Origin of the sequence: Pseudomonas machongensis (assembly GCF_034961125.1) — a bacterium.
Taxonomy (GTDB): domain Bacteria; phylum Pseudomonadota; class Gammaproteobacteria; order Pseudomonadales; family Pseudomonadaceae; genus Aquipseudomonas; species Aquipseudomonas machongensis.
This window is the reverse complement of the sequence record NZ_JAYFUI010000037.1, coordinates 41,427-65,981: the sequence shown is the minus strand read 5'-3', so window position 1 is coordinate 65,981 and position 24,555 is coordinate 41,427. Positions and strand designations below refer to the sequence as shown.

General features: G+C 62.0%; 24 protein-coding genes. 15 read left to right on the top strand and 9 right to left on the bottom strand.

Translation table 11 applies throughout. The features are described from left to right. Positions 1-2: 2 nt before the first annotated feature. Together VA602_RS01985 and ygfZ are read right to left on the bottom strand one after the other, a co-directional pair. Complete coding sequence (locus VA602_RS01985) at positions 3-809, bottom strand: HDOD domain-containing protein (protein ID WP_054891843.1); 807 nt, start codon at positions 807-809, stop codon at positions 3-5. Positions 810-864: 55 nt separating this feature from the next. Further along, positions 865-1,806 (bottom strand): CAF17-like 4Fe-4S cluster assembly/insertion protein YgfZ, encoded by a 942-nt coding sequence (gene ygfZ, locus VA602_RS01980; protein ID WP_323452338.1) that lies wholly within the window; start codon positions 1,804-1,806, stop codon positions 865-867. 135 nt (positions 1,807-1,941) lie between these two features. Here ygfZ and VA602_RS01975 point away from each other — a divergent pair, with 135 nt between their 5' ends. Both VA602_RS01975 and VA602_RS01970 read left to right on the top strand, forming a co-directional pair. After that, positions 1,942-2,196 (top strand): FAD assembly factor SdhE, encoded by a 255-nt coding sequence (locus tag VA602_RS01975; RefSeq protein WP_054891841.1) that lies wholly within the window; start codon positions 1,942-1,944, stop codon positions 2,194-2,196. Then, complete coding sequence (locus tag VA602_RS01970) at positions 2,180-2,635, top strand: protein YgfX (protein ID WP_323452337.1); 456 nt, start codon at positions 2,180-2,182, stop codon at positions 2,633-2,635. Before VA602_RS01975 ends, VA602_RS01970 begins: the two co-directional genes overlap by 17 nt. A gap of 61 nt (positions 2,636-2,696) precedes the next feature. Here VA602_RS01970 and nadB read toward each other — a convergent pair whose 3' ends face one another. After that, positions 2,697-4,301 carry an L-aspartate oxidase gene (gene nadB, locus VA602_RS01965; RefSeq protein WP_323452336.1) on the bottom strand — a complete coding sequence of 535 codons (1,605 nt, stop codon included), beginning with the start codon at positions 4,299-4,301 and terminating at the stop codon, positions 2,697-2,699. A gap of 434 nt (positions 4,302-4,735) precedes the next feature. Between nadB and rpoE the strand changes: the two genes are divergently transcribed. The 10 genes from rpoE to pdxJ all read left to right on the top strand — a co-directional run bounded on the left by rpoE (position 4,736) and on the right by pdxJ (position 14,756). Further along, complete coding sequence (gene rpoE, locus VA602_RS01960; protein WP_003252049.1) at positions 4,736-5,317, top strand: RNA polymerase sigma factor RpoE; 582 nt, start codon at positions 4,736-4,738, stop codon at positions 5,315-5,317. A 31-nt stretch (positions 5,318-5,348) separates the two neighbouring features. Next, positions 5,349-5,939, top strand: a complete 591-nt coding sequence (locus VA602_RS01955; RefSeq protein WP_125930590.1) for a sigma-E factor negative regulatory protein — start codon at positions 5,349-5,351, stop codon at positions 5,937-5,939. Positions 5,940-5,951: 12 nt separating this feature from the next. After that, positions 5,952-6,917 carry a MucB/RseB C-terminal domain-containing protein gene (locus VA602_RS01950; RefSeq protein WP_323452335.1) on the top strand — a complete coding sequence of 322 codons (966 nt, stop codon included), beginning with the start codon at positions 5,952-5,954 and terminating at the stop codon, positions 6,915-6,917. 204 nt (positions 6,918-7,121) lie between these two features. Continuing rightward, entirely contained in the window at positions 7,122-8,525 is a 1,404-nt protein-coding gene (locus tag VA602_RS01945; RefSeq protein WP_371264425.1) for a DegQ family serine endoprotease, read from the top strand. Positions 8,526-8,740: 215 nt separating this feature from the next. Further along, entirely contained in the window at positions 8,741-10,540 is a 1,800-nt protein-coding gene (lepA, locus tag VA602_RS01940; protein WP_054891836.1) for a translation elongation factor 4, read from the top strand. Positions 10,541-10,545: 5 nt separating this feature from the next. After that, positions 10,546-11,400: a signal peptidase I gene (gene lepB / locus VA602_RS01935; protein ID WP_200603182.1), complete on the top strand. Its 855-nt coding sequence runs from the start codon at positions 10,546-10,548 to the stop codon at positions 11,398-11,400. A 158-nt stretch (positions 11,401-11,558) separates the two neighbouring features. Further along, positions 11,559-12,248 (top strand): ribonuclease III, encoded by a 690-nt coding sequence (rnc, locus tag VA602_RS01930; RefSeq protein ID WP_054891834.1) that lies wholly within the window; start codon positions 11,559-11,561, stop codon positions 12,246-12,248. Beyond that, positions 12,241-13,143, top strand: a complete 903-nt coding sequence (gene era / locus VA602_RS01925) for a GTPase Era (protein WP_054891833.1) — start codon at positions 12,241-12,243, stop codon at positions 13,141-13,143. Before rnc ends, era begins: the two co-directional genes overlap by 8 nt. A gap of 145 nt (positions 13,144-13,288) precedes the next feature. After that, positions 13,289-13,972 (top strand): DNA repair protein RecO, encoded by a 684-nt coding sequence (recO, locus tag VA602_RS01920; protein ID WP_054891832.1) that lies wholly within the window; start codon positions 13,289-13,291, stop codon positions 13,970-13,972. Positions 13,973-14,033: 61 nt separating this feature from the next. Continuing rightward, positions 14,034-14,756 carry a pyridoxine 5'-phosphate synthase gene (gene pdxJ / locus VA602_RS01915; protein ID WP_232233620.1) on the top strand — a complete coding sequence of 241 codons (723 nt, stop codon included), beginning with the start codon at positions 14,034-14,036 and terminating at the stop codon, positions 14,754-14,756. 42 nt (positions 14,757-14,798) lie between these two features. Here pdxJ and VA602_RS01910 read toward each other — a convergent pair whose 3' ends face one another. Both VA602_RS01910 and VA602_RS01905 read right to left on the bottom strand, forming a co-directional pair. Then, on the bottom strand, positions 14,799-16,184 hold the full coding sequence (locus VA602_RS01910) for a heavy metal sensor histidine kinase (RefSeq protein ID WP_323452334.1): 1,386 nt from the start codon (positions 16,182-16,184) through the stop codon (positions 14,799-14,801). Further along, on the bottom strand, positions 16,181-16,855 hold the full coding sequence (locus VA602_RS01905) for a heavy metal response regulator transcription factor (protein WP_151925358.1): 675 nt from the start codon (positions 16,853-16,855) through the stop codon (positions 16,181-16,183). The genes VA602_RS01910 and VA602_RS01905 overlap by 4 nt, the downstream gene beginning before the upstream one ends. A gap of 269 nt (positions 16,856-17,124) precedes the next feature. On the opposite strand from VA602_RS01905, the gene VA602_RS01900 reads away from it, so the two are divergent. Next, positions 17,125-17,328 carry a hypothetical protein gene (locus VA602_RS01900; protein ID WP_054891828.1) on the top strand — a complete coding sequence of 68 codons (204 nt, stop codon included), beginning with the start codon at positions 17,125-17,127 and terminating at the stop codon, positions 17,326-17,328. Positions 17,329-17,400: 72 nt separating this feature from the next. Here VA602_RS01900 and cmoB read toward each other — a convergent pair whose 3' ends face one another. Beyond that, positions 17,401-18,357, bottom strand: coding sequence for a tRNA 5-methoxyuridine(34)/uridine 5-oxyacetic acid(34) synthase CmoB (gene cmoB, locus VA602_RS01895; RefSeq protein WP_323452333.1), 957 nt, complete (start codon positions 18,355-18,357; stop codon positions 17,401-17,403). Beyond that, on the bottom strand, positions 18,354-19,097 hold the full coding sequence (gene cmoA, locus VA602_RS01890; RefSeq protein WP_153773993.1) for a carboxy-S-adenosyl-L-methionine synthase CmoA: 744 nt from the start codon (positions 19,095-19,097) through the stop codon (positions 18,354-18,356). Before cmoA ends, cmoB begins: the two co-directional genes overlap by 4 nt. 259 nt (positions 19,098-19,356) lie before the next feature. Here cmoA and VA602_RS01885 point away from each other — a divergent pair, with 259 nt between their 5' ends. Then, positions 19,357-20,538, top strand: coding sequence for an alpha-xenorhabdolysin family binary toxin subunit A (locus VA602_RS01885; protein WP_323452332.1), 1,182 nt, complete (start codon positions 19,357-19,359; stop codon positions 20,536-20,538). A gap of 1 nt (position 20,539) precedes the next feature. Further along, positions 20,540-21,517, top strand: coding sequence for an alpha-xenorhabdolysin family binary toxin subunit B (locus VA602_RS01880; RefSeq protein ID WP_323452331.1), 978 nt, complete (start codon positions 20,540-20,542; stop codon positions 21,515-21,517). A 21-nt stretch (positions 21,518-21,538) separates the two neighbouring features. On the opposite strand, the gene VA602_RS01875 is transcribed toward VA602_RS01880, so the two are convergent. Both VA602_RS01875 and lon read right to left on the bottom strand, forming a co-directional pair. Beyond that, positions 21,539-21,931: a protease inhibitor I42 family protein gene (locus tag VA602_RS01875; RefSeq protein WP_054891823.1), complete on the bottom strand. Its 393-nt coding sequence runs from the start codon at positions 21,929-21,931 to the stop codon at positions 21,539-21,541. A gap of 114 nt (positions 21,932-22,045) precedes the next feature. Then, the gene (lon, locus tag VA602_RS01870) at positions 22,046-24,466 is read right to left on the bottom strand and encodes an endopeptidase La (RefSeq protein ID WP_153773996.1); all 2,421 of its coding nucleotides are present in this window, start codon (positions 24,464-24,466) and stop codon (positions 22,046-22,048) included. Positions 24,467-24,555 lie beyond the last annotated feature (89 nt).

Below are 24,555 nucleotides of genomic sequence, written 5' to 3'. Positions count from 1 at the left end.
ATTCAGCGCAACATGTCACGCGCCTCGACCAGTTCCATCAGGTCCAGCTCCTTGCCCTCCGGCAGGCGCAGCAGCTTGTAGGCGGGCAGGCTGGTCAAGGGCTGGCCGCGCCCGCGCAGGCTGAGCGAACGGGCGATCTGGACGATGCCGATGTAGTCGATCTTGTCGGTCTCGCGCTCCAGGTTCTGGACCTGGCTGGGCAGGTTGACCAGTTGCTCTGGAAACTCCCAGGCGCTGAGGATCTTGTCGCCCAGCACCGGTTGGATCTGCTCGATCACATAGTGCAGGCACACGGGGTCGGACAGCAGCTCGTTGTGCTCTTCGGCGTAGATCAGCACCGGCAGGGCGCCGATCTGGTGCACGAGCCCGCCCAGGGTGGCCTGATCGGGTTTGAGGTGGGTGTAGCGCCTGCATATTTCGTAACTGATGCCCGCCACTTCCAGGCTGTTTTCCCAGATATCGCGCAACTTGTGCTCCACCGCCGCCGAGCGGGCATGGAAGATCTGTTCGATCACCAGGCCGATGGCCAGGTTGCAGCTGTAGTTGACGCCCAGGCGCGTGATCGCGGTGTGCAGGTCGGTGACCTCCACCAGTGCGCGCAGCAGTGGGCTGTTGACCACCTTGATCAGGCGCGCCGAGAGCGCGGCATCGCGACCGATCACGCGGCTCAAGGCGGCCACGCTGATTTCGCTGTCTTCGGCGGCTTCGCGGATGCTCAGGGCAACCTCTGGCAGCGTGGGCAGGACCAGGTCGTCGTTGTCGATGGCAGCGAGCAACTGCGCTTGAACCATCTCGGCCAGCTTGTTCATGGACTTCTCTACCGCAGTGGTGGGGCTGCCCCGCCGCAGCGGCGGGGCGGGCTGGTCAGCGCTGGATTTCCCGGTCGCGGTCCAGTTCGTAAGGCAGGTCCAGCAGGGTCAGGCGTGGCCCTTCGAGGCTGCCCAGGTGCAGGTTGTCATCTTCCACCGAGTCGGCGCTGAGCACTGCCAGCAGTTCGACACCTTGCTCGGCGGGTGCCGCGATGACTACCTCGCCGACCGACGAGCCGTGGGTGGGCGAGAAGATTTCTGCGCCTGGTGCGGGCGCTTCGTCCACGGGCAGCGAGAGGCGATACTGGCGACGCTTGAGCTTGCCCAGGTACTGCATGCGCGCGACGATTTCCTGGCCGGTATAGCAGCCCTTCTTGAAGCTCACGCCGTCGACGGCCTGCAGGTTGATCATCTGCGGGATGAACAGTTCACGGGTCGGGCCCATGACCTGGCCGATGCCGGCGCGGATCTGGCCCAGCAGCCAGGCATCCAGGGTGCCTTCGGGCAGCGCGGCGGCGAGGGTTTCGCGCACGTTGGCGGCCTGTTCGGCGGGCACCCACAATTCGACGCGAGCGGGCGAGACGGCGATGGCCAAAAGCCCTTCATGACGTACGGTGGCGCCGGCTGCCTGCGGTGTTTCAAGCCCCAGCGCCTGCAGCGCGGCATCGCCCTGCTGCAAGCCGAAGCGCACCCAGGCGGTACTTTCGTCGGTCAGCGTGGCCTTCGAAAAGACCGCATACTTCTTCAGGTCCGCCAGTTGCGCCTCGAGCAGTTCGCTGGCCATGGCAAGTAGGTAGCCATTGCCCTCGGGCAGGATGCGGAAACTGGATTGCATGCGGCCTTTGACCATGCAACGCGCGCCGAGACTGGCGTGCTGCAGATTCAGATAGTCGAGGTTGCAGGTCAGCTGGCCTTGCAGGAATTTTCCGGCGTCGGAGCCGCGGACAGCGAGGATGCCCTCGTGGGACAGGGGACAGAAGAAAGCGGAGTCGGCCATGGGTCATCGCGGTAGCTATAAAGACTGGCGGCCATCATAGAACGCCAGTAACAAAATAGGTAGGTGACTAGACCAATGCCTCGTGCCGCTGCGGTTGCAGCGCGGTATACTGCGCGACCATTCGAGGAGGGCCCCATGGTCGAACAAACTGAACTCAACCGGCTTTTCTGGCACAGCCGCCGCGGCATGCTGGAGCTGGACGTGCTGCTCGTCCCCTTCACTCAAGAGGTCTACCCGAACCTGAGCGAAGCGGATCGCGAACTGTATCGCCGCCTGTTGACCTGCGAGGACCAGGACATGTTCGGCTGGTTCATGGAGCGTAACGAATCCGAAGACCCTGAGCTGCAGCGCATGGTCCGCATCATCCTGGACCGTGTCCAGCCCAAGTGAGTGCTTCGAGTGCCGTTGGCAAGGCTCGCGCCTGCTGCTGACGGCCTATCTTTGCGGGCAGGCGCTGGCGCTCGCCACCCTGTGGTCAGTCGAGTTGCCCTGGTGGTTGGCAGCTTTTGCACTGATTGGCTGCCTCGCCCATGCCTGTTGGGTGATTCCCCGCCGTATCCTTCTGACTCATCCCGATGCCGTGACTGGCTTGCGCCGTGATGCGCGTGGCTGGCAGGCGTTCAGCCGTGCCCGTGGCTGGGAGCGGATAAGGTTGTGTCGTGACAGCGTCGCCCTGCCGCGGATAGTGGTGTTGCGCTTCGTGCGCGAGGGGCGGCGGGTTGCCCAGAGTCAGTGCATTCCAAGGGATGCGCTGACGGCGGATGAACACCGGCGGCTGCGTGTGCGCTTGAAGTTCAGCCGGCGCCGGTGGGTGATGGCGCCAGAGTGAGGTGAGAGTTGCCGACCTCCTCGCGGGCAAGTCGCCAAAGGCGAAAAGGTCGGCGCCAGGCTCAGGTCGGGCTGAGTACCGTATCCCTGGCCTCATCCAGCATCCCCGGATAATCCAGGGTGTAGTGCAGCCCACGGCTTTCCTTGCGCTGCATCGCCGAGCGAATCATCAGCTCGGCCACCTGCGCCAGGTTGCGCAGCTCGATCAGGTCGCGGCTGACCTTGTAGTTGCTGTAGAACTCGTCGATTTCGTCGAGCAGCAGACGCACCCGGTGCTCGGCGCGCTGCAGGCGCTTGCTGGTGCGCACGATGCCCACGTAGTCCCACATGAATCGCCGCAGTTCGTCCCAGTTGTGCGCGATGATCACGTCCTCATCCGAATCGGTGACCTGGCTGGCATCCCAACAAGGCAGGGCCTGCGGTCTGCTGACTTCGTCCAGGTGCGCCTCGATGTCCGCTGCCGCCGCACGTCCGTAGACGAAGCACTCCAATAGCGAGTTGCTGGCCATGCGGTTGGCCCCGTGCAGGCCGGTGAAACTGGTTTCGCCGATGGCATACAGGCCCGGCACGTCGGTGTGCCCGCGCTCATCGACCATCACGCCGCCGCACGTGTAGTGGGCCGCCGGTACCACGGGGATTGGCTGGCGCGTGATGTCGATGCCGAAGGTCAGGCAGCGTTCGTAGACCGTGGGGAAGTGGCTCTTGATGAACTCGACAGGTTTGTGGGTGATATCCAGGTACACGCAGTCCACGCCCAGGCGCTTCATTTCATGGTCGATGGCGCGGGCGACGATATCCCGTGGCGCCAACTCTTCACGTGGGTCGAAGCGCGGCATGAAACGCTCGCCGTTGGGCAGGCGCAGCAGTGCGCCTTCGCCGCGCAGGGCCTCGGTGATCAGGAAGCTCTTGGCTTGCGGGTGGTACAGGCAGGTGGGGTGGAACTGGTTGAACTCAAGATTCGCCACCCGACAGCCAGCGCGCCAGGCCATGGCAATGCCATCACCGCAGGCGCCGTCGGGGTTGCTGGTGTAGAGATAGACCTTGGCTGCACCGCCTGTCGCCAATACCGTGAAGCGTGCGCCGAAGGTGTCTACCTCGCCGCTGTTGCGGTCGAGCACGTAGGCGCCCAGGCAGCGGTCGCCGGGCAGGCCCAGGCGCCGCTCGGTGATCAGGTCCACGGCCACACGCTGTTCGAGCAGGTCGATGTTCGGGTGCTGGCGGGCCTGTTCCAGAAGGGTGGTGAAGATCGCGGCGCCCGTGGCATCGGCGGCATGGATGATGCGGCGGTGGCTGTGACCGCCTTCACGGGTGAGGTGGAACTCGAAGCCGCCGTCGTCGACGCCGTGGTGTTCGTCGCGCGTGAAGGGCACGCCCTGCTCGATCAGCCACTCGATGGCTTCGCGACTGTGCTCGACGGTGAAGCGCACGGCGTCTTCATGGCACAGACCTGCGCCTGCATTGAGCGTGTCCTCGACGTGCGACTGCACCGTGTCGGTGTCGTCCAGTACTGCGGCGACACCGCCCTGGGCCCAGAAGGTAGAGCCATTGGCGAGGTCGCCCTTGCTCAGTACGGCAACGCGCAGGTGGCTGGGAAGGTTCAGTGCCAGGCTGAGACCAGCGGCGCCACTGCCGATCACCAGGACATCATGTTGGAATTGTTGGCTCATGTCGGGACACTAGTAACTAGGGAAGGGGAGCGGCACAATAGGCATGCGTATATGGCATTGTGAAACTATTGGAAAAGTGCCGGGATGCCTTTATAGCAGCCCCCGGCGTCGGATTTCCAATGGCGGTTGCGCAGGCGCGGCGACTTTGTGGGAACTTTCCAGCACCCCTGCAAATCTCAAGAAGGCTGCCCGTCTGCCACGATTGCCGAGGCGATGCAGGACAGCAGCTCTACCCGGGCTGAAACCTGTGTATTCGAAACACCGATTATCGACGCAGCCGGCTGCGACCGCGCTGTGTCTTTTTCGTGCGAGCCGACCAGAGGCCGCAGGAAACTTGCTTGGAGGGGAGAACTTTTGCGCAAAGCCCGAGTCTATGGTTGCAAGCCTGAACGATGGCTGTCGCAACGCTCCTTTGAGTTCACTGAGGAGTGTTCATGCTAACCCAGGAAGAGGATCAGCAGCTTGTCGAGCGCGTGCAGCGCGGTGACAGGCGAGCGTTCGATCTGTTGGTGCTGAAGTATCAGCACAAGATTCTCGGGTTGATCGTGCGTTTTGTACACGACACCCATGAAGCGCAGGACGTGGCACAGGAAGCGTTCATCAAGGCCTATCGTGCGCTTGGCAACTTCCGCGGTGACAGCGCGTTCTACACGTGGCTGTACCGCATCGCCATCAACACGGCGAAGAATTACCTGGTGTCCCGTGGAAGACGGCCGCCAGACAGCGATGTGAGCTCCGAGGATGCGGAGTTCTACGACGGCGATCATGGTCTCAAGGATCTCGAGTCCCCAGAGCGCTCGTTGTTGCGGGATGAAATCGAAGGCACTGTCCATCGCACCATCCAGCAACTGCCCGAAGACCTGCGCACGGCACTGACCCTGCGCGAGTTCGACGGACTGAGTTACGAAGACATTGCGAGTGTCATGCAATGTCCAGTGGGTACCGTGCGCTCTCGAATCTTCCGCGCTCGGGAGGCCATAGACAAAGCCCTGCAACCCCTGTTGCAGGAAACCTGAGACAGCGGCGACAGCCAAGAGAGGAACCGCCATGAGTCGTGAAGCTTTGCAGGAATCGCTGTCCGCGGTAATGGATAACGAAGCGGACGAACTGGAATTACGTCGCGTGCTGAACGCGGTCGATGATGCCGAGACCCGTGCCACCTGGTCGCGTTACCAGGTCGCTCGCGCAGCCATGCACAAGGAACTGCTGCTGCCCAAGCTCGACATTGCCTCGGCCGTTTCGGCTGCGCTGGCCGATGAAGCCGTACCGGTCAAGGCCAAGCGTGGCCCGTGGCGCAGCATTGGCCGCCTGGCCGTTGCCGCCTCGGTGACCGTCGCTGTGCTGGCAGGTGTACGCCTGTACAACCAGGACGAGATCAACGGTGCGCAACTCGCTTCGCAGCAGCCTGTGCAGCAGGGCATCACCGTGCCACAGGCTCAGGGCCCAGCCGTTCTGGCAGGCTATAGTGAAAGCAGTGAGCAACCGACCGGTCCGATGGCCAACGGTGTGCTGCAGAATCAGGCTGGCTGGGATCAGCGTCTGCCAGGTTATCTGCGCCAGCACGCTCAGGAGTCTGCGCTGAAGGGCACCGAAACCGCTCTGCCTTATGCCCGCGCCGCCAGCCTGGAAAATCGCTAAGTAAGGAGGCTCATGCGCGCGCTACCTCTTCTGTCGCTGCTGCTCGGCAGTTGCATGACGGTGCCGGTATTGGCGGCCAACTCTTCGCCCGAGGCGAGCGAGTGGCTCAACAAGCTGGCACAGGCCGAGCAAGGGCAGAGTTACCAGGGTTCTTTCGTCTACGAACGTAACGGCAGTTTTTCTTCCCACGATATCTGGCATCGAGTCCAGGACGGCAAGGTCAGCGAGCGGCTGTTGCAGCTTGATGGCGCCGCCCAGGAAATCGTGCGGGTCAATGGCAAGGTGCAGTGCGTCAGTGGTTCCCTGGTCAGCGGGGTCGGTACACCGCCCGATTCCGCCCCGCGTTTACTCGATCCTTTGAAGCTGATGAGCTGGTACGACCTGGGTGTGGCTGGCAATGCCCGAATCGCCGGGCGCGACGCGGTGATCGTCACGCTCACGCCACGCGACCAGCACCGCTACGCCTTTGAGCTTCACCTGGATCGCCAGACCGGCCTGCCGCTGCGTTCGTTGATGCTCAACGACAAGGGGCAGTTGCTCGAGCGCTTCCAGATGACCCGCCTGGACACCGATGATGTGCCGACCGATCGCGACCTGCAGGCCAGTGCCGCGTGCAAGCCGGTGGAACGTCTTGCGGCGACCAAGTCCGAAACAGTCGCTGGCTGGCGTTCCGATTGGCTGCCGCCGGGGTTCGAGTTGGTCAACAGTGCTATTCGCCGTGATCCGGAACGCAACAGTACCGTCAGCAGCCTGATGTACGACGATGGGCTGGCACGTTTTTCGGTCTTTCTCGAGCCGATCAAGGAAGACGCCGGTACCGATACCCGTGCGCAACTGGGGCCGACTGTCGCTGTTTCGCGGCATCTGAACACGCCCAAGGGCAAGGTCATGGTGACCGTGGTCGGAGAGATTCCGCTGGGCACTGCCGAGCGCGTGGCGCTGTCGATGCGCGCCCAGGATGTCCAGGCACGGCAATGACCGTCGCAGACCCTTCCTACAAGCTGCCAGGCATGCAGCTGACATGAAATTAAAGCATTGTCATTTGCAATCAACTGGTAAATTTCCTATAGGTCAGACTCCCTGGAGTCTGGCCTTTCCTGCATCTGCAGGGGCCCTTCTGCTAACTACGCTCGTTGTGACGGGAGCCGTATGTCAATACCACGCTTGAAAACCTACCTATCGATGTTCGCCGCCGTGCTGATGCTCGGCCAGGTGCTCACCGCCCAGGCCGAAGAAGCCCTGCCGGATTTCACCACCCTGGTCGAGCAGGCCTCGCCGGCAGTGGTCAACATCAGTACCAAGCAAAAGCTGCCGGACCGTCGCGTGGCCGCTGGGCAGATGCCCGATCTGGAAGGCCTGCCGCCGATGTTCCGCGAGTTTTTCGAGCGCAACATGCCGCAGCAGCCGCGTTCCCCGCGTGGCGGCGACCGCCAGCGTGAAGCGCAGTCCTTGGGCTCGGGCTTCATCATCTCCAGTGATGGCTATGTCCTGACCAACAACCATGTAGTTGCCGACGCCGACGAAATCATCGTCCGCCTGTCCGACCGCAGCGAGTTGCAGGCCAAGCTGGTCGGCACCGACCCGCGCACCGACGTGGCGCTGCTCAAGGTCGATGGCAAGAATCTGCCGACCGTCAAACTGGGCGATTCCGAGAAGCTGAAGGTCGGTGAGTGGGTGCTGGCCATTGGCTCGCCGTTCGGCTTCGATCATTCGGTGACCAAAGGTATCGTCAGCGCCAAAGGGCGCACCTTGCCCAACGACACCTATGTGCCGTTCATCCAGACCGACGTCGCGATCAACCCGGGTAACTCCGGCGGCCCGCTATTCAACATGAAGGGCGAGGTCGTAGGTATCAACTCGCAGATCTTCACCCGCTCCGGCGGTTTCATGGGTCTGTCGTTCGCCATCCCGATCGACGTGGCGATCGATGTCTCGAACCAGTTGAAGAAAGACGGCAAGGTCAGTCGCGGCTGGCTCGGCGTGGTGATCCAGGAAGTGAACAAGGACCTGGCTGAATCCTTCGGGCTCGACAAGCCTGCCGGCGCCCTGGTGGCCCAGGTGCTGGAAAACGGTCCTGCGGCCAAGGGCGGCCTGCAGGTTGGTGACGTGATCCTGAGCATGAACGGCCAGCCGATCATCATGTCCGCAGACCTGCCACACCTGGTCGGCGGTCTTAAGGATGGCCAGAAAGCCAAGCTCGAAATCATTCGCGAAGGCAAGCGCCAGACCCTGGACATCACTGTCGGCGCACTCCCTGAAGACGATGCCGACATTGGCACCGGTGGTCAGGCCGGCGTGGAGCGCAACAGCAACCGCCTGGGCGTCTCCGTCGCCGACCTCAGCGACGAGCAGAAGAAGTCGCTCGAGCTCAAGGGCGGCGTGGTCATCAAGGAGGTTCAGGATGGCCCGGCTGCCCTTATTGGCCTGCGTCCGGGCGACGTTATCAGCCATCTGAACAACCAGGCCATCAGCTCGGCCAAGCAATTTACCGAGATCGCCAAGGACCTGCCGAAGAATCGTTCGGTATCGATGCGTGTGCTGCGACAAGGGCGCGCCAGCTTCATCACCTTCAAGTTGGCTGAATAGGCTGAGTGAAGGGTAGGAAAGGGCAGCTTCGGCTGCCCTTTTTCATGAGCGTGTCATGATTTTCTGTGGGAACATCAGCGAGCCGAGCAAATTCATGTCGCATTTGCAGGTGTGCGTGGCGATAGAGGAATCTCCCATATCCCTCCGGCTTGAGGTACAATTCCCGGCTATTTTTCCGCGGGCGTCCGGCTCGCAGCCTTTTCGAGTGTTGACCCGTGAGTGATTTGAGTCATATCCGCAATTTCTCCATCATCGCCCACATCGACCATGGCAAGTCGACGCTGGCCGACCGTTTCATCCAGATGTGCGGTGGCCTGACGGCGCGCGAAATGGAAGCCCAGGTCCTCGACTCCATGGACCTCGAGCGTGAACGCGGTATCACCATCAAGGCCCACAGTGTCACCCTGCATTACAAGGCGCAGGACGGCAAAACCTACCAGTTGAACTTCATCGATACCCCCGGCCACGTCGACTTCACCTATGAAGTCTCGCGTTCGCTGGCGGCGTGCGAGGGCGCGCTGCTGGTGGTCGATGCCGGCCAGGGCGTCGAGGCGCAATCGGTCGCCAACTGCTACACCGCCATCGAGCAGGGCCTCGAGGTCATGCCGGTACTGAACAAGATGGACCTGCCCCAGGCCGATCCGGACCGCGTCAAGGACGAGATCGAGAAGATCATCGGCATCGACGCCACCGACGCCGTGGCCTGCAGTGCCAAGAGCGGCATGGGCGTGGACGAGGTGCTCGAGCGCCTGGTACAGACCATCCCCGCGCCGGAAGGCGAGATCGACGCACCCTTGCAGGCGCTGATCATCGACTCCTGGTTCGACAACTACCTGGGCGTCGTGTCGCTGGTACGCGTGCGTCAGGGCCGGGTCAAGAAGGGCGACAAGATCCTGGTCAAGTCCACCGGCAAGGTGCACCTGGTCGACAGCGTCGGCGTCTTCACCCCGAAACACACCGCCACCGCCGACCTCAAGGCCGGTGAAGTGGGCTTCATCATCGCCAGCATCAAGGACATTCACGGTGCGCCGGTCGGCGACACCCTGACGCTGTCCTCGACCCCTGAGGTCGAAGTGCTGCCAGGCTTCAAGAAGATCCAGCCGCAGGTGTACGCCGGCCTGTTCCCGGTCAGTTCCGATGATTTCGAGGACTTCCGCGACGCCCTGCAGAAGCTGACGCTCAACGACTCGTCGCTGCAGTACATGCCGGAAAGCTCCGATGCACTGGGCTTTGGCTTCCGTTGCGGCTTCCTCGGCATGCTGCACATGGAGATCATCCAGGAGCGCCTGGAGCGCGAATACGACCTGGACCTGATCACCACGGCACCAAGCGTGATCTACGAGCTGGAGCTCAAGACCGGCGAAACCATCGTCGTCGACAACCCGTCGAAGCTGCCGGATGTCTCGGCGGTCGCCGATTTCCGCGAGCCGATCGTCACCGCGACCATCCTCGTGCCGCAGGAGCACCTGGGCAACGTCATCACCCTGTGCATCGAGAAGCGTGGCGTTCAGCGTGACATGCAGTTCCTCGGCAGCCAGGTGCAGGTGCGCTACGACATGCCGATGAACGAAGTGGTGCTGGACTTCTTCGACCGTCTCAAATCCACCAGCCGCGGCTACGCCTCGCTGGACTATCATTTCGATCGCTACCAGTCGGCCAACCTGGTCAAGCTGGACGTGCTGATCAACGGCGACAAGGTCGATGCCCTGGCATTGATCGTGCATCGTGACAACGCGGCCTACAAAGGTCGTGCGTTGACCGAGAAGATGAAGGAACTGATTCCTCGGCAGATGTTCGACGTGGCGATCCAGGCAGCTATCGGCGGCCAGATCATTGCGCGGACCACTGTCAAGGCGCTCAGAAAGAACGTACTGGCTAAGTGCTATGGCGGTGACGTCAGCCGTAAGAAGAAACTGCTGGAGAAGCAGAAGGCCGGTAAGAAACGCATGAAGCAGGTGGGCAACGTGGAGATCCCACAGGAAGCCTTCCTCGCTGTGCTCAGGTTGGATAGCTAGGTCCTATGTCGCTAAATTTCCCGCTGTTGCTAGTCATCGCCGTTGCTGTCTGCGGTCTGTTGGGTCTGATTGATCTGCTGTTCCTGGCCCCGCGCCGGCGAGCGGCGATCGCCAACTACCAGGGCAGCGTCAGCCAGCCCGAAGTTGCGGTGGTCGAACGCCTGAACAAGGAGCCGTTGCTGGTCGAGTACGGCAAGTCGTTCTTCCCGGTGTTGTTCATCGTGCTGGTGCTGCGCTCGTTCCTGGTCGAACCCTTCCAGATCCCGTCGGGATCCATGAAGCCGACCCTGGAAGTGGGCGACTTCATCCTGGTGAACAAGTTCTCCTACGGCATCCGCCTGCCGGTGATCGACAAGAAGGTCATCGAGGTCGGTGACCCGCAGCGCGGGGACGTCATGGTGTTCCGCTACCCGAGTGACCCGAACGTCAACTACATCAAGCGTGTGGTTGGCCTGCCGGGCGACCGGATCCGCTACACCAACGAGAAGCACCTGTACGTCAACGACCAACTGGTCGCCGAGCAACTGGTGGGCACCGAAGCCGGATCGTTGGGCAGTGCCGAGCTGTACAAGGAGAAGCTGGGCGCAGCCGAGCACCTGATCCGCAAGGAGATGAGCCGCTACCGCATGCCGCCGGACCAGCAGTGGACCGTGCCTGCCGGGCATTACTTCATGATGGGCGACAACCGCGACAACTCCAACGACAGCCGCTACTGGGACGATCCGAGCATCCCGCGCGAGCTGCAGGGCATGGTCCCGGACCGCAACATCGTCGGCAAGGCCTTCGCAGTCTGGATGAGCTGGCCCGAGCCCAAGCTCAGCCACTTCCCCAACCTGTCGCGGGTCGGCCTGATCCATTGATACCCTTCGGCGCTGTCAACAGACAGCGCCGAATGCATTTCTGACATAGGCTGTGTTCTCAGGGATGGGTAAATTCGCCGCTGCACGACGGCGTGACACAGCCAAACAGTCTTTCAGGATGTTGATTTGAACGCGTTTAACAACGAAGGGGTGGCTGCATGAGCGCTTCCCTCGAACGCCTGGAGCGCAAGCTCGGCTATACCTTCAAGAACCAGGATCAGATGCTCCTGGCACTCACGCATCGCAGTTATGCCGGGCGCAACAACGAGCGCCTGGAATTTCTCGGTGATGCGATTCTCAACTTCGTGGCGGGCGAGGCGCTGTTCGAGCGCTTCCCCCAGGCTCGCGAAGGCCAGTTGTCGCGCCTGCGCGCACGGCTGGTCAAGGGTGAGACCCTGGCCCGCCTGGCCCGCGGCTTCGACCTGGGCGACTATCTGCGCCTGGGCTCGGGCGAACTCAAGAGCGGTGGTTTTCGCCGTGAATCCATTCTTGCCGATGCACTCGAAGCGCTGATCGGGGCGATCTATCTGGACGCCGACATGCAGACCGCCCGCGAGCGCATTCTCGCCTGGCTGGCCGGCGAGTTCGATGGGTTGACGCTGGTCGACACCAACAAAGACCCCAAGACCCGTCTGCAGGAGTATCTGCAGTCGCGTGCCTGCGAACTGCCGCGCTACGAAGTGGTGGATATCCAGGGCGAACCTCATTGCCGCACCTTCTTCGTCGAATGCGAAGTGGTGCTGCTGAACAACAAGAGCCGTGGTCAGGGCGTGAGCCGGCGTATCGCCGAGCAGGTCGCCGCTGCCGCTGCACTGATCGCCTTGGGCGTGGAGAATGGCAATGACTGAGAACAATCCGACCCGCTGCGGTTACGTGGCCATCGTCGGCCGCCCCAACGTGGGCAAGTCCACGCTGCTCAACCACATCCTCGGGCAGAAGCTGGCGATCACTTCGCGCAAGCCGCAGACCACCCGTCACAACATGCTCGGCATCAAGACCGAAGGTGATGTGCAGGCGATCTACGTCGACACCCCCGGTATGCACAAGGCCAACGACAAGGCCTTGAACCGCTACATGAACCGCAACGCCTCGGCAGCGCTCAAGGATGTCGACGTGGTGATCTTCGTGGTCGACCGCACTCGCTGGACCGACGAGGACCAGTTGGTGCTCGAGCGTGTGCAGTACGTCACCGGCCCGCTCATCATCGCGGTCAACAAGACCGACCGCATGGAAGAGAAGGCCGAGTTGATCCCGCATCTGCAGTGGTTGCAGGAGCAACTGCCGAACGCCGAAGTGATGCCGATCTCGGCTCAGCAGGGGCACAATCTGGACGCCCTGGAAGCCCAGATCGCCAAGCACCTGCCGGAAAACGACCACTTCTTCCCGGAAGACCAGATCACCGACCGCAGCAGCCGCTTCCTGGCAGCCGAACTGGTACGCGAGAAAATCATGCGCCAGCTCGGCGCCGAGCTGCCGTACCAGATCACCGTCGAGATCGAAGAATTCAAACAGCAGGGGCATGTCCTGCACATCCACGCCCTGATCCTGGTCGAGCGTGACGGCCAGAAGAAGATCATCATCGGCGACAAGGGCGAGCGTATCAAACGCATTGGTTCCGAGGCCCGCAAGGACATGGAGGTGTTGTTCGACTCCAAGGTCATGCTCAACCTCTGGGTCAAGGTCAAGGGCGGCTGGTCCGATGACGAACGCGCCCTGCGTTCGCTGGGTTACGGCGACCTCTAAGCCTCGCCGCGCACCTTGTAGGAGCGGGCTTGCCCGCGAACACAGGCAACGCCTGTGCCATGCATCCACGGTGCCTGGGCTGGCCTCTTCGCGGGCAAGCCCGCTCCTACAGGTGTGCGCTTTGCCTGAGACCGAGTAACCGCTCATGGACCAACCCACCCCGCAACCCGCCTACGTCCTGCACAGCCGCGCCTACAAGGAAACCAGCGCGTTGGTGGACTTCTTCACCGCCCAAGGCCGTGTGCGGGCGGTGTTGCGGCGCGCGCGGGGCAAGGGCGGTAGCCCGGTGCGCCCTTTCGTGCCGCTGGAAGTCGAGTTACGCGGGCGGGGCGAGTTGAAGAACGTCGGTCGGTTGGATACGGTCGGCCTTGCCGGGTGGCTGCACGGCGACGCGCTGTTCAGCGGTCTGTATCTCAACGAGTTGCTGATGCGCCTGCTCCCTGCCGAAGCGCCGTTTCCTGCCCTGTTCGAGCATTACACCCTGACCCTCGAGGCGCTGGCTGCCGGCCGCCCGCTGGAGCCGCTGCTGCGGGCCTTCGAATGGCGTCTGCTGGACGAGCTGGGCTATGCCTTCTCGCTGACCCACGACGTGAACGATGATGCGGTCGTCGCTGAGGGGCGCTATCGGCTCCAGGTGGACGCGGGGCTGGAGCGGGTCGAGCTGTTTCAGCCTGGTCTGTTCAGTGGTACGGAGCTGTTGGCCCTGGCCGATGCCGACTGGGATGCCCCGGGCGCGCTGCTTGCGGCCAAGCGCCTGATGCGTCAGGCGCTGGCCGTCCACCTGGGGCCCAAGCCACTGGTCAGCCGGGAACTGTTTCGCAAGCGTTGAGCACGTCGTATGCTGTGGGGCTCAATCTTCAGGAGAGCCTTTCGTGACTCACAGCAACCGCATGCTTCTCGGCGTCAACATCGATCACGTGGCCACTCTGCGCCAGGCCCGGGGCACCCGCTATCCGGACCCGGTCAAGGCCGCGCTGGACGCCGAGGAAGCGGGTGCCGACGGTATTACCGTGCATTTGCGCGAAGACCGCCGGCACATCCAGGAGCGTGATGTGCTGCTGCTCAAGGACGTGCTGCAAACGCGCATGAACTTCGAGATGGGCGTCACCGAAGAGATGATGCTTTTCGCCGAGAAGATCCGCCCGGCACACATCTGCCTGGTGCCCGAGACCCGCCAGGAGCTGACCACCGAAGGTGGCCTGGACGTGGCAGGCCAGGAGGCGCGGATCAAGGCTGCAGTGGAGCGCCTGGCGCGCACCGGCGCCGAGGTGTCGCTGTTCATCGATGCCGACGAGCGGCAGATCGAGGCGTCGCGTCGCGTGGGCGCGCCGGCCATCGAGTTGCATACTGGTCGCTATGCCGATGCACAGACCCCGACCGAGGTAGCCGAGGAGCTCAAGCGTATCGTCGACGGCGTGGCCTTTGGCGTGGGGCAGGGGCTTATCGTCAATGCCGGACATGGCCTGCACTACCATAACGTCGAAGCAGTGGCGGCGATCAAGGGGATCAATGAGCTGAACATCGGCCATGCCCTGGTGGCCCATGCATTGTTCGTCGGCTTCAAGGCGGCGGTGGCAGAAATGAAGGCCTTGATCGTGGCGGCTTCGCGTTGATATTGGGGCGGCCTCGCGAGCTTGCGCGCGAAGCCGCCGCCATCACTCGGCCTGAAACACCAGGCTGAACCGAGTCGGTCCTTGCGCTGCGCTGCTGAGCTCGACCCGGCCTCCATGCAGTTGCATGATCGATTTCACGATCGCCAGCCCCAGCCCTGTACCACCCTCCAGACGCGAGCGACCACAGCCGGCCCGGTAGAAGCGCTCGAACAGATGCGCCAGGTGCGCCTCGTCAATCCCCGCGCCCTGGTTCTGCACCCACAACCAGACCTGGTCCTGGCGCCGCTCGATCCCCAGTTCGATCACCTGGCCCTGTGGGCTATGGCGGATGGCATTGCTCAGCAGATTCGACAGCGCTCGCTGGAACATCAATCGGTCGGCCAAGGCCGTGCCCCAGCCGTGTGCCCGTAGCTCGATTCCTTTCAGTTCGGCGCTGAGGTCGAACAGCTCCATCACCCGTGCGGTTTCATCGGCCAGGGACAGTGGCTTGAGCATGGCCAGTGCCTGGGGTTGGCTGACCTGGGCCAGGAACAGCATGTCATTGATGATGCGGTTCAGGCGGGTGAGCTCCTCGACGCTGTCCTCCAGCGCCTCGCGGTAGCGGTTGCCGTCGCGCTCGCGGGACAAGGTGACCTGGGCCTTGCCCATCAGGTTGCCGATGGGGGTGCGCAATTCGTGGGCCAGGTCGTCGGAGAACTGCGACAGCTGGCGAACACCCTGGTCGAGGCGATCGAGCATGATGTTGATGCTGCCGGCCAGCTCCGCGAGTTCCTGGGGCAGGCCACTGGTCGGCAGACGATGCGCCAGGTCGTGCGCGCAGATCTGCCCGGCGATACGGCGGAATCGGCGCAGGGGGGCGAGCCCACGCTGCACCAGTTTCCAGGCACCGATGCCGATCAGCAGCAAGAGTATCGGCAGCGCCAGCAAGGTCGAGTTCAGGTAGGCCTGGAGCAGCGCATTGTCGTCGGCGCGGTCCAGCGACATCATGACTCGCACCGGCTGGTCGTCGCGCAGGCGCATCAACTGGGTGACGGTGAGGATCTGCCGCCCGTCGCTGTCACGCCATTGCGTGAAGCTTGGCTGCTGCCCCGCGGGTAGCTGGCGCAACGCCTGCGCCTCCAGTGCCGGGCCCAGGCTCAGCAGCGATGGGTGCCGGCCGTTGATCGCCAGCACATTGAGACTGAGGTTGTCGTGCCCCATCACCAGGTCGAGCAGGGGATGAGCGCGGGCGCCAAGGTCGTCGCTGCGCAGGTCCACCCGCAGGTTGTGCTCGACTTGCAGCATCTTGCGCGCCAGGTCGCGACGGGCGCGGCTGTCCAGCTCGTGGTCGAGGGCAAACACTGCCAGGCAGGCCAGCAGCAGTACCAGCGCGGCGCCCATCAGGGTGACCGAAAGCCCGAGGCGCAGCGACAGGGTACGGCCCTTCACGCGCGTGCCTCGAGCACGTACCCCACGCCGCGCAAGGTGTGTATGAGCTTGTGCTCGAAGGGGTCATCGATCTTCGCCCGCAGACGGCGGATCGACACCTCGACCACATTGGTGTCGCAGTCGAAGTTCATGTCCCACACCAGCGAGATGATTTGCGTGCGTGAGAGCACCTCGCCGCTCTGGCGCATCAGCAGATGCAGCAGGGTGAACTCCTTGGCGGTCAGGTCGATGCGCTGGCCGCCGCGCCAGGCGCGATGACGGCCGGGATCGAGTTCGAGATCGGCGACCTTCAGGGTGTCTGGTTGCAGATGCTGATCGTTGCGCCGCAGCAGGCTGCGGATTCGCGCCAGCAGTTCCGGAAACTCGAAAGGCTTGAGCAGATAGTCGTCGGCGCCCAGGTCCAGGCCCTTGACCCGGTCGGCCAGGCGACCATGGGCGGTGAGCATCATGATCCGAGTCGACGATTCGGCGCGCAGGCGCTGTAGCACGCCCCAGCCATCGAGCTCGGGCAGATTGACGTCGAGGATCACCAGATCGTAGCTGTGCTGGCGCGCCAGGTGCAGGCCGTCGGTGCCCGTGTATGCGCAATCGACCACGTAGCCGTTTTCGCGTAGGCCCTGCTGCAGGTAGTCGGCGGTACGGGGTTCGTCCTCGATGATCAATAGGCGCATGGTGGGCTCTGAGGAGTTGAAAGGGCGCGATTCTCAAGCCTGTAGGGGCTTTAGGGTCAAGCTGCAGGATGTTACGGCATGAGAATGCGTTGTCGGCGCAGATAACCGATTTGTAATGCGGGCGTCATCTGGCTGCCTGTTTGGGGCCCTTCGCTTGGAAACACCGCCCGCAGGACCACATTGCAAGACTGTAATGCCGGGCTCACCTTGGCGTTAGCTGCCGCTGGCTAGGATGGCGCTGTCTGAACGGTGATCATGAGGCAAGCACGATGAACCTGATCAAATATCTGCTGCTGGCGACCCTCGCGATGGGCAGCACCAGCGTTTTCGCCGAAGGTGGCGCGGAGCGTTCACAGCAGTTCGTGGATACCTTTCTCAAGGAGCAGGAGCGGCTGTTCGGCGACCGGCAGCAAGTGCTGGTCAAACGTGAGCGCCAGGCGCAGGAGACGGCCCGTGAGGTAGCCAAGGACTAGCGGTAGTCAGGCACCGGCGCTGCGACAGCTCCTCGCTGCTGGTGAACTTGGGCGCCCTTCGGGGCGCTTTTTTTATTTACGCGCCAGGAGCGTGGCGCGGCGGGGGGCCGGGAGGCCTTCGATGGTCTTGCTGTGGTCGTTCGGGTCGAGGAAATCGGCCAGCGACTGATAACGCATCCAGTCGGTGCTGCGCTGCTCCTTGACGCTGGTGACGCTTACATCCACGCAGCGTACATCGCTGAAGCCGGCGCGGCGCAGCCAGCGCTCCAGCGCGGGTACCGACGGCAGGAACCAGACGTTGCGCATCTGTGCGTAGCGGTCCTCGGGCACCAGCACGTGCTGCTCATCGCCCTCGACCACCAAGGTTTCCAGCACCAGCTCCCCGCCTTTGACCAGGCAGTCCTTGAGCGCCAGCAAATGCTCGATGGGGGATCGACGGTGATAGAACACGCCCATCGAGAACACGGTGTCGAAGCCTTCGAGGTTGGCGGGCAGTTCTTCCAGGGCGAAGGGCAGGTGCCAGGCGGGCAGGTCTGGCAGGTATTTTTGCACCGCCTGGAACTGGCAGAAGAACAGCCAGTTCGGGTCGACACCGACCACCATGTCGGCACCAGCGCCGAGCATGCGCCACTGGTAGTAGCCGTTGCCGCAGCCCACATCGAGCACGCGTTTGCCCTTGAGGTTCAGGTGCGGACCGACACGCGACCACTTCCAGTCCGAGCGCCATTCGGTGTCCACGTGCACACCGAACAGGTCGAACGGCCCCTTGCGCCACGGCGAGAGCCCCATCAGCGCCTGGTACACCTGAGCACGGGTGGCGTCATCGCAATTGCTGTCCAGACGCAATCCGTCGACCAGGTCGATTTTCTCGGGCGTCAGGTCAGGCAGCGCATCCAGGGCGCCGCGCCAGCGCTCGAGGTCGCCATGGCCCTTCTCCAGCTTGGTGTCGAGTTGTGCTTGCAGCCCCAGGGACCAGGAAGCCAGTGGCGTGCCCGCCAGACGGCGGACGAGGGGAGACAGATCGATCATGGCAGGGCTATCAGCGAGGCGAAATTGAGGCATTGGAACCAGGGTACGACTTTCGAGAAGCCGGCGGCGTGGAGGCGCTCCTGGTGGGCTTGCAGGGTGTCGGGCTTCATCACGTGCTCGATGGCGCTGCGCTTCTGGGCGATTTCCAGATCGCTGTAGCCATTGGCACGCTTGAAGTCCAGGTGCAGGTCGTTGAGCAGGTCCTGTTCCTGTACGTCGTCGAAGCGCAGTTTCTCGGACAGGATCAGCGCGCCACCCGGCAGCAGGGCTTGGTGAATGCGTGCGAGCAGAGCCAGGCGCTGCTCAGGGGCAATGAATTGCAGGGTGAAGTTCATCGCCACTACCGAGGCGGGCTCGAAGGGCAGGGCAAGGATGTCGGCTTCGATTACCTGCACTGGCAGCAGTTCCTGGAACATCGAGTCCTGTGCGGTGAGGTACTGGCGGCAGCGTTCGACCATGGCTGCTGAGTTGTCCACCGCGATCACCCGGCAACCGTCGTGGCGCACATGGCGGCGCAGCGACTGGGTCACGGCGCCCAGCGAGGCGCCAAGATCGTACAGCGCGGTGTGGGGTTGAGCGAAGCGTGCGGCGAGCACGCCGAGGTTCTCGACAATGGTCGGGTAGCCGGGTACCGAGCGCTTGATCATGTCCGGGAACACACGCACCACGTCCTCGTTGAAGACGAAGTCGGGCACCTGCTCCAGGGGTTGGGCGAAAAGGCGGTCGGGGTCTTGGCTCACAGTGGGCTCGGGGAACAGACAAAGGCGACATTCTAGCCAAGCCATGCGGTGCTGCATACCGGGAGTGCGGCCAGTGATCGGTGGGTCTGGGAAGAAAGTGGTGACTCGAAAGAGCTGTATTTCTGCCAAGTGGAAGCGAATTGGATGTCACCAAGCCAAGTCTAGAGCCACGGAAGACGAGTGGGGCGCGACGTATGGTGAGGCTTGCTCTGCGCTGTACTGGCGGAGCACCTCATCCGACCCTCAAAGGACGATCACTATGGAAGTGCTAGAGAATGAGTCGTTAGCAACTCTCGACCCGCAGCTGAAAGCAGAGCTGATACCGCTGCAATACATCGAGACGATCAGCGATCCGATAAAGACTGACCAGCAACCTGGGTTGATCTTCAGCCGCGAAAACCTGCTGGTGATCAAACGCTACGTCAAGGCCGTGGATTCGTTTCCGGGCGCATCGGAGCCAATCAGCGAGTGGATCGACTTCGTGAAGCTGGGCCTGGATGGCGAGGGGGTTAGTAGTTTTATCTCCGACTTGAACCAGCATGCCGAAGGGTGGGAGCCATTAGAGCGCGAAACTCAAGCCCTTAGCGTGAAACTGGAAAATTTCGCGCAGACGTTCGCCACCGAAGGCGCGCTGCTCGTGAGTGAAATCCGCAGTATGCACGGCAATAGTCTCTCCGATATCGAGGATGCGGTGTTGGAGCAACTGGAGACAGTACCGCTTGATGAAAACGAACGTACGCTTAAGGCTGAATCCATCCTCGGCGCGATCGAGGATATCAAAGAGCTGATCGACAGGATGTCGAGGGATATTGATCAGGTTCAAACGCGTGCAGATCGCTTCTATAAGGATGTCGAAGATATTTTGCTGCCAAAGTTGGCAGTGCTGGATTCGACGCTTGACATTGCCGGTGCCGGCGAAAGGGAAGCAGCGCTTGCAGACAACTTGCGAGTATTGGACCAGGAAATCGAGTATCAGTCTTCGATCATTTCCGGCTTCACGGGCTATACCCTGTTTGGGCTGACATTTTCGCTCCTGGGGGTTGGGCTAACCTATTCGCTGTTCGGTGAACTGGCAAAGTCTGCGAAACAAGATAAGCAGAAGCTGCTGGAACGTCGCGAAGCGCTGGTGATGGAGATGCAAGCGTTTACCCCGCAGTTGGCGAACCTGGCCACACTGTCGGGTCTGCTCAATGACATCAAGAGCCGACTCAAAGAGGTCAATACGGCCGCCTGGAACCTGCGCTACGTTATCCGCACCTTGAGTGACCATACAAAAGTCTCCCGTGACGAACTTGACCTGCTCGATACCAATGTCAGCGTGGAACGATTTGCGCGTCGGATCGATCGTGTGGTCCGCCCGTGGCACAAGATTGGCAATATTTCGCACGAGTTGGCATTGATTTTTAACGACGTCATGAACAGTTTTAATCAGGAGAATTGATATGGATATTAGCAGCCCGATGATTGTGAAATACCCCGATGTGTCTGCAATGCGATTGATGCAAGGTGAAATTTCCAAGTTTGTGAATATGCAGGCAAAACATCTGAGCTCGTCTATCCGGGAGAATGTCTCGGATTTGCTGAGGCTGCTCAGGGAGTGCGACGCTCAAATGAAAGACCAGGTATTGAGTGCCACGCTCAATCTTGCGCACCAGAATTGGTCGGAGATAAATGCCGCAGCCGTGAGTTCGCAAAATGGCCAGAACCAAGGCATCAAGAAAGATATCGAAGACGAGCTGGTGCGTCTGCGGGGTCGATTGAAGGCGTCGTTGCAGGTGTTGGGCCAGCGAGTCAGCGCAATACAGGTTTATCGCCTGTCGGAATTGGAGGAGCGCCGTTCACAGCTGGCAGGGACCAAGGAACGTATGCAAGCCAGTGTCGACCACCTGCTGGAAGTGGTTGCAGGCATGGAGCGTCAAAAGAACGAGCTGGACCAGATCATCAAGACGTTCGAAGTGCCAACGCTGCTCAGTACTATCAAGGGCATGATTCCGACAGAGGAGGAAGTGGACCTGTTGATGAGCAGCATCAAGAACCCCACGGTGAGCCCTGAACTGGTGAAGGCAGCCGTCAAGAAGTTCGAGGCCAATCTGGATGTCATAGGCGAAGGACGCAAGTTCTCGGATCTTGTGTCAGCCCGGGCGACGTGTGTAGGGCAGATTGCCGAACAGCGACAGGCATTGTCGTCGTTGCAGAGTTTGTTGCAACAGGCTGTTCAAGAACATGACGAACTGGTCACTGCTGGCAATGTCGACAGTTGGCGTGATCGCTGGGTACTGGAAGCCCAAAAGCTGACGACGACTTGGCAGAGCCATCAGGCTGCTGCACAACAGGCGACTGAATTGGGCACGCTTGGCAATGCCCTCATGGCGTTGTCCGTCTACCTGGCGGAGGTACGCCGCAACTTCGAGACCGTCTGAGCGCACGCATCGCTCCAGGTTTCAACGCACGGTTATCTGGCACTCGAAGGTTTGTACGGGCGCGACCTCAGGGGCCCAGGGTTGTTGGTAGATCAGGGCAAGCGTGGCAGTACCCTCGGCCTTGGCCTGGAAGCGCCAGTTTGAAAGACCTGCACTGCCGACGATACCGGCCTCTTCCGGAGTGCTGTATACCTCTGGGCCCAGGCTGCGTAGCACGCTTGAGGCTGGGTCCTTGAGCGTCCAGCGATAGCCGGTGGAAGGATTGCTGGCCAGCGACAGCGATAGAGTCTGACCGACCTGCAGGCGCTTGGGACATTCGCTGTCGGCATCCAGCTCGACGGTTTGCCGCGGTTGCTGCGCGCAGGCGGCGAGCAAGCTGAGACTCAAGGGGAGCAGCAGGCGGGAGAGGGTCATGGTGGCTCCTGAGGCGGACGATGGCCTGAGGATAACCGATGCGCTTGTGTATGTGGGGCTCTGTGGGGCCATCGCGGGCTTGCCCTGCGATGGCCCCTCAGAGCCCTGTGTTTATCAGAACAACACTTTCGCCACGTCGGCAAAGCGCTTGGCGAAATGCACCGTCAGCCCTTCGCGCAGGTAGTCGGGCAGTTCCTCGAAGTCCCCACGGTTCGCCTCCGGCAGGATCAGTTCGAAGATCTTCTGCCGCTTGGCGGCGATCACCTTCTCGCGTACCCCGCCAATCGGCAGTACCTGCCCGGTCAGTGTCAGCTCGCCAGTCATCGCCACGCCTTTTTTCGGTGCCTGGTCGCGCGCCAGTGACAGCAGGGCGCTGGCCATGGTCACGCCAGCGCTGGGACCGTCCTTGGGCGTGGCGCCTTCGGGGACGTGCAGGTGGATGAACGCTTCGTTGAAGAAGCCTGGGTCGCCGCCATACTGCTTGAGGTTCGCGCTCACGTAGCTGTAGGCGATTTCTGCGGACTCTTTCATCACCTCACCCAGCTTTCCGGTGAGCTTGAAGCCCCGGTTGAGCGTATGGATGCGTGTTGCCTCGATCGGCAGGGTGGCGCCCCCCATGCTGGTCCAGGCAAGGCCTGTGATCACGCCCTTGCCCGCCAGTACTTGCTCGCTGCGGAACACCGGCATGCCCAGTGCTGCCTCGAGGTCCTTGGTGCCGATCTTGAGCTTGGCATCCGGGTTCTCCAGTAGCTTGACCACTGCCTTGCGCACCAGCTTGCCGAGCTGTTTCTCCAGTTGACGCACGCCAGCCTCGCGGGCGTAGCCTTCGATCACCAGGCGCAGGGCGCTGTCGCTGATGCTCAGGCTGGTCTTGGCAACGCCAGCCTTGTCCAGCTGCTTGGGCCACAGATGGCGTTTGGCAATGGCCAGCTTCTCTTCGGTGATATAGCCGGACAGGCGAATCACTTCCATGCGGTCGAGCAGCGGGCCGGGGATCGAATCCAAGGTGTTGGCAGTGCAGACGAACAGCACCTTTGACAGGTCCAGACGCAGGTCCAGGTAGTGGTCGAGGAAGTCGACGTTCTGCTCCGGATCCAGGGTTTCGAGCAGTGCCGAGGCGGGATCGCCCTGGTAGCTCTGGCCCATCTTGTCGATCTCGTCGAGCATGATCACAGGGTTCATCACCTCGACATCCTTCAGTGCCTGTACCAGTTTGCCGGGTTGGGCGCCGATGTAGGTACGGCGGTGACCCTTGATCTCGGCTTCGTCGCGCATGCCGCCGACACTGAAGCGGTAGAAGGGGCGCCCCAGGGATTCGGCGATGGATTTGCCGATGCTGGTCTTGCCAACGCCCGGCGGGCCGACCAGCAGTACGATCGAGCCGCTGATCTCGCCTTTCCAGGCACCGACGGCGAGGAACTCGAGGATGCGCTCCTTGATATCGTCAAGCCCGGCGTGGTGCTGATCGAGCACTTTGCGTGCGTGCTTGAGGTCGAGCTTGTCCTGGCCGTATACCCCCCAAGGCAACGCGGTGGCCCATTCGAGGTAGTTGCGGGTCACAGCGTATTCCGGCGAGCCTGTTTCGAGGATCGCCAGCTTGCCCATTTCCTCGTCGATGCGCTTTTTAGCCTGCTCGGGCAGGGTCTTGCCTTGCAGGCGCTGTTCGAACTGTTCGAGGTCGGCGCTGCGGTCGTCCTTGGTCAGGCCCAGCTCCTGCTGGATGACCTTGAGCTGTTCCTTGAGAAAGAACTCACGCTGATGCTCGCCGATCTGCCGGTTCACTTCGGCGGAAATCTCGTTCTGCAACCGCGCAACCTCGACTTCCTTGCGCAGCATCGGCAGGACCTTCTCCATGCGCTTGAGCATGGGGACGCAGTCGAGCACTTCCTGCAACTGGTTGCCGGTGGCAGAGGTCAGGGCAGCGGCGAAGTCGGTGAGGGGCGAGGGGTCGTTGGGGCTGAAGCGGTTGAGATAGTTCTTCAGCTCTTCGCTGTACAGCGGATTGAGCGGCAGCAGTTCCTTGATCGCATTGATCAGGGCCATGCCGTAGGCCTTGACCTCGTCGGTGGGCTGCGCGGGCTGGTGCGGGTACTCGACTTCGACCAGGTAGGGTGGTCGATGGTGCTTGAGCCAGGTGCGGATGCGTACGCGGGTCAGGCCCTGGGCGACGAACTGCAGCTTGCCGTTCTCGCGGCTGGCATGGTGCACCTTGACCAGGGTGCCGTATTCCGGCAACGCCTTGGTGTCGAAGTGGCGGTGGTCTTCGGGCGGCGTGTCCATGAAGAACAGGGCCAGGGAATGATGATCGGTCTTGGCGACCAGGTCGAGGGTTTCGGCCCAGGGTTCCTCGTTGACAATCACCGGCAGCACTTGCGCGGGGAAGAACGGACGGTTGTGGATCGGGATCACGTAGACCTTGTCCGGCAGTTGCTGGCCGGGCAGGGCAAGGGCGCGGCTGGTCTCGGCCTTGGCCTCGAGGTGTTCGATTTCGCTCTGTGCGTCGGGGTGTTCCGGGAAATCCTGCTGGTCGCTCATGGGGCACCTGCGTGAATGACTATGGTGCTTAGATGGGGCGGGGAGGGATGGGTTTCAATGGTAGACGAAGGCAGGAGGGGAAGGCTTTC

What these genes read in the sequence shown, in the direction of transcription:
- VA602_RS01950 (WP_323452335.1), top strand. Translation starts at nt 5,952, where the DNA reads ATGCGCGCGCTACCTCTTCTGTCGCTGCTGCTCGGCAGTTGCATGACG.
- VA602_RS01875 (WP_054891823.1), bottom strand. Translation starts at nt 21,931, where the DNA reads ATGACCCTCTCCCGCCTGCTGCTCCCCTTGAGTCTCAGCTTGCTCGCC.
- VA602_RS01955 (WP_125930590.1), top strand. Translation starts at nt 5,349, where the DNA reads ATGAGTCGTGAAGCTTTGCAGGAATCGCTGTCCGCGGTAATGGATAAC.
- VA602_RS01900 (WP_054891828.1), top strand. Translation starts at nt 17,125, where the DNA reads ATGAACCTGATCAAATATCTGCTGCTGGCGACCCTCGCGATGGGCAGC.
- ygfZ (WP_323452338.1), bottom strand. Translation starts at nt 1,806, where the DNA reads ATGGCCGACTCCGCTTTCTTCTGTCCCCTGTCCCACGAGGGCATCCTC.
- VA602_RS01945 (WP_371264425.1), top strand. Translation starts at nt 7,122, where the DNA reads ATGTTCGCCGCCGTGCTGATGCTCGGCCAGGTGCTCACCGCCCAGGCC.
- recO (WP_054891832.1), top strand. Translation starts at nt 13,289, where the DNA reads ATGGACCAACCCACCCCGCAACCCGCCTACGTCCTGCACAGCCGCGCC.
- lon (WP_153773996.1), bottom strand. Translation starts at nt 24,466, where the DNA reads ATGAGCGACCAGCAGGATTTCCCGGAACACCCCGACGCACAGAGCGAA.
- lepB (WP_200603182.1), top strand. Translation starts at nt 10,546, where the DNA reads ATGTCGCTAAATTTCCCGCTGTTGCTAGTCATCGCCGTTGCTGTCTGC.
- pdxJ (WP_232233620.1), top strand. Translation starts at nt 14,034, where the DNA reads ATGCTTCTCGGCGTCAACATCGATCACGTGGCCACTCTGCGCCAGGCC.
- rpoE (WP_003252049.1), top strand. Translation starts at nt 4,736, where the DNA reads ATGCTAACCCAGGAAGAGGATCAGCAGCTTGTCGAGCGCGTGCAGCGC.
- VA602_RS01880 (WP_323452331.1), top strand. Translation starts at nt 20,540, where the DNA reads ATGGATATTAGCAGCCCGATGATTGTGAAATACCCCGATGTGTCTGCA.
- cmoB (WP_323452333.1), bottom strand. Translation starts at nt 18,357, where the DNA reads ATGATCGATCTGTCTCCCCTCGTCCGCCGTCTGGCGGGCACGCCACTG.
- era (WP_054891833.1), top strand. Translation starts at nt 12,241, where the DNA reads ATGACTGAGAACAATCCGACCCGCTGCGGTTACGTGGCCATCGTCGGC.
- VA602_RS01905 (WP_151925358.1), bottom strand. Translation starts at nt 16,855, where the DNA reads ATGCGCCTATTGATCATCGAGGACGAACCCCGTACCGCCGACTACCTG.
- nadB (WP_323452336.1), bottom strand. Translation starts at nt 4,301, where the DNA reads ATGAGCCAACAATTCCAACATGATGTCCTGGTGATCGGCAGTGGCGCC.
- VA602_RS01985 (WP_054891843.1), bottom strand. Translation starts at nt 809, where the DNA reads ATGAACAAGCTGGCCGAGATGGTTCAAGCGCAGTTGCTCGCTGCCATC.
- VA602_RS01885 (WP_323452332.1), top strand. Translation starts at nt 19,357, where the DNA reads ATGGAAGTGCTAGAGAATGAGTCGTTAGCAACTCTCGACCCGCAGCTG.
- rnc (WP_054891834.1), top strand. Translation starts at nt 11,559, where the DNA reads ATGAGCGCTTCCCTCGAACGCCTGGAGCGCAAGCTCGGCTATACCTTC.
- VA602_RS01975 (WP_054891841.1), top strand. Translation starts at nt 1,942, where the DNA reads ATGGTCGAACAAACTGAACTCAACCGGCTTTTCTGGCACAGCCGCCGC.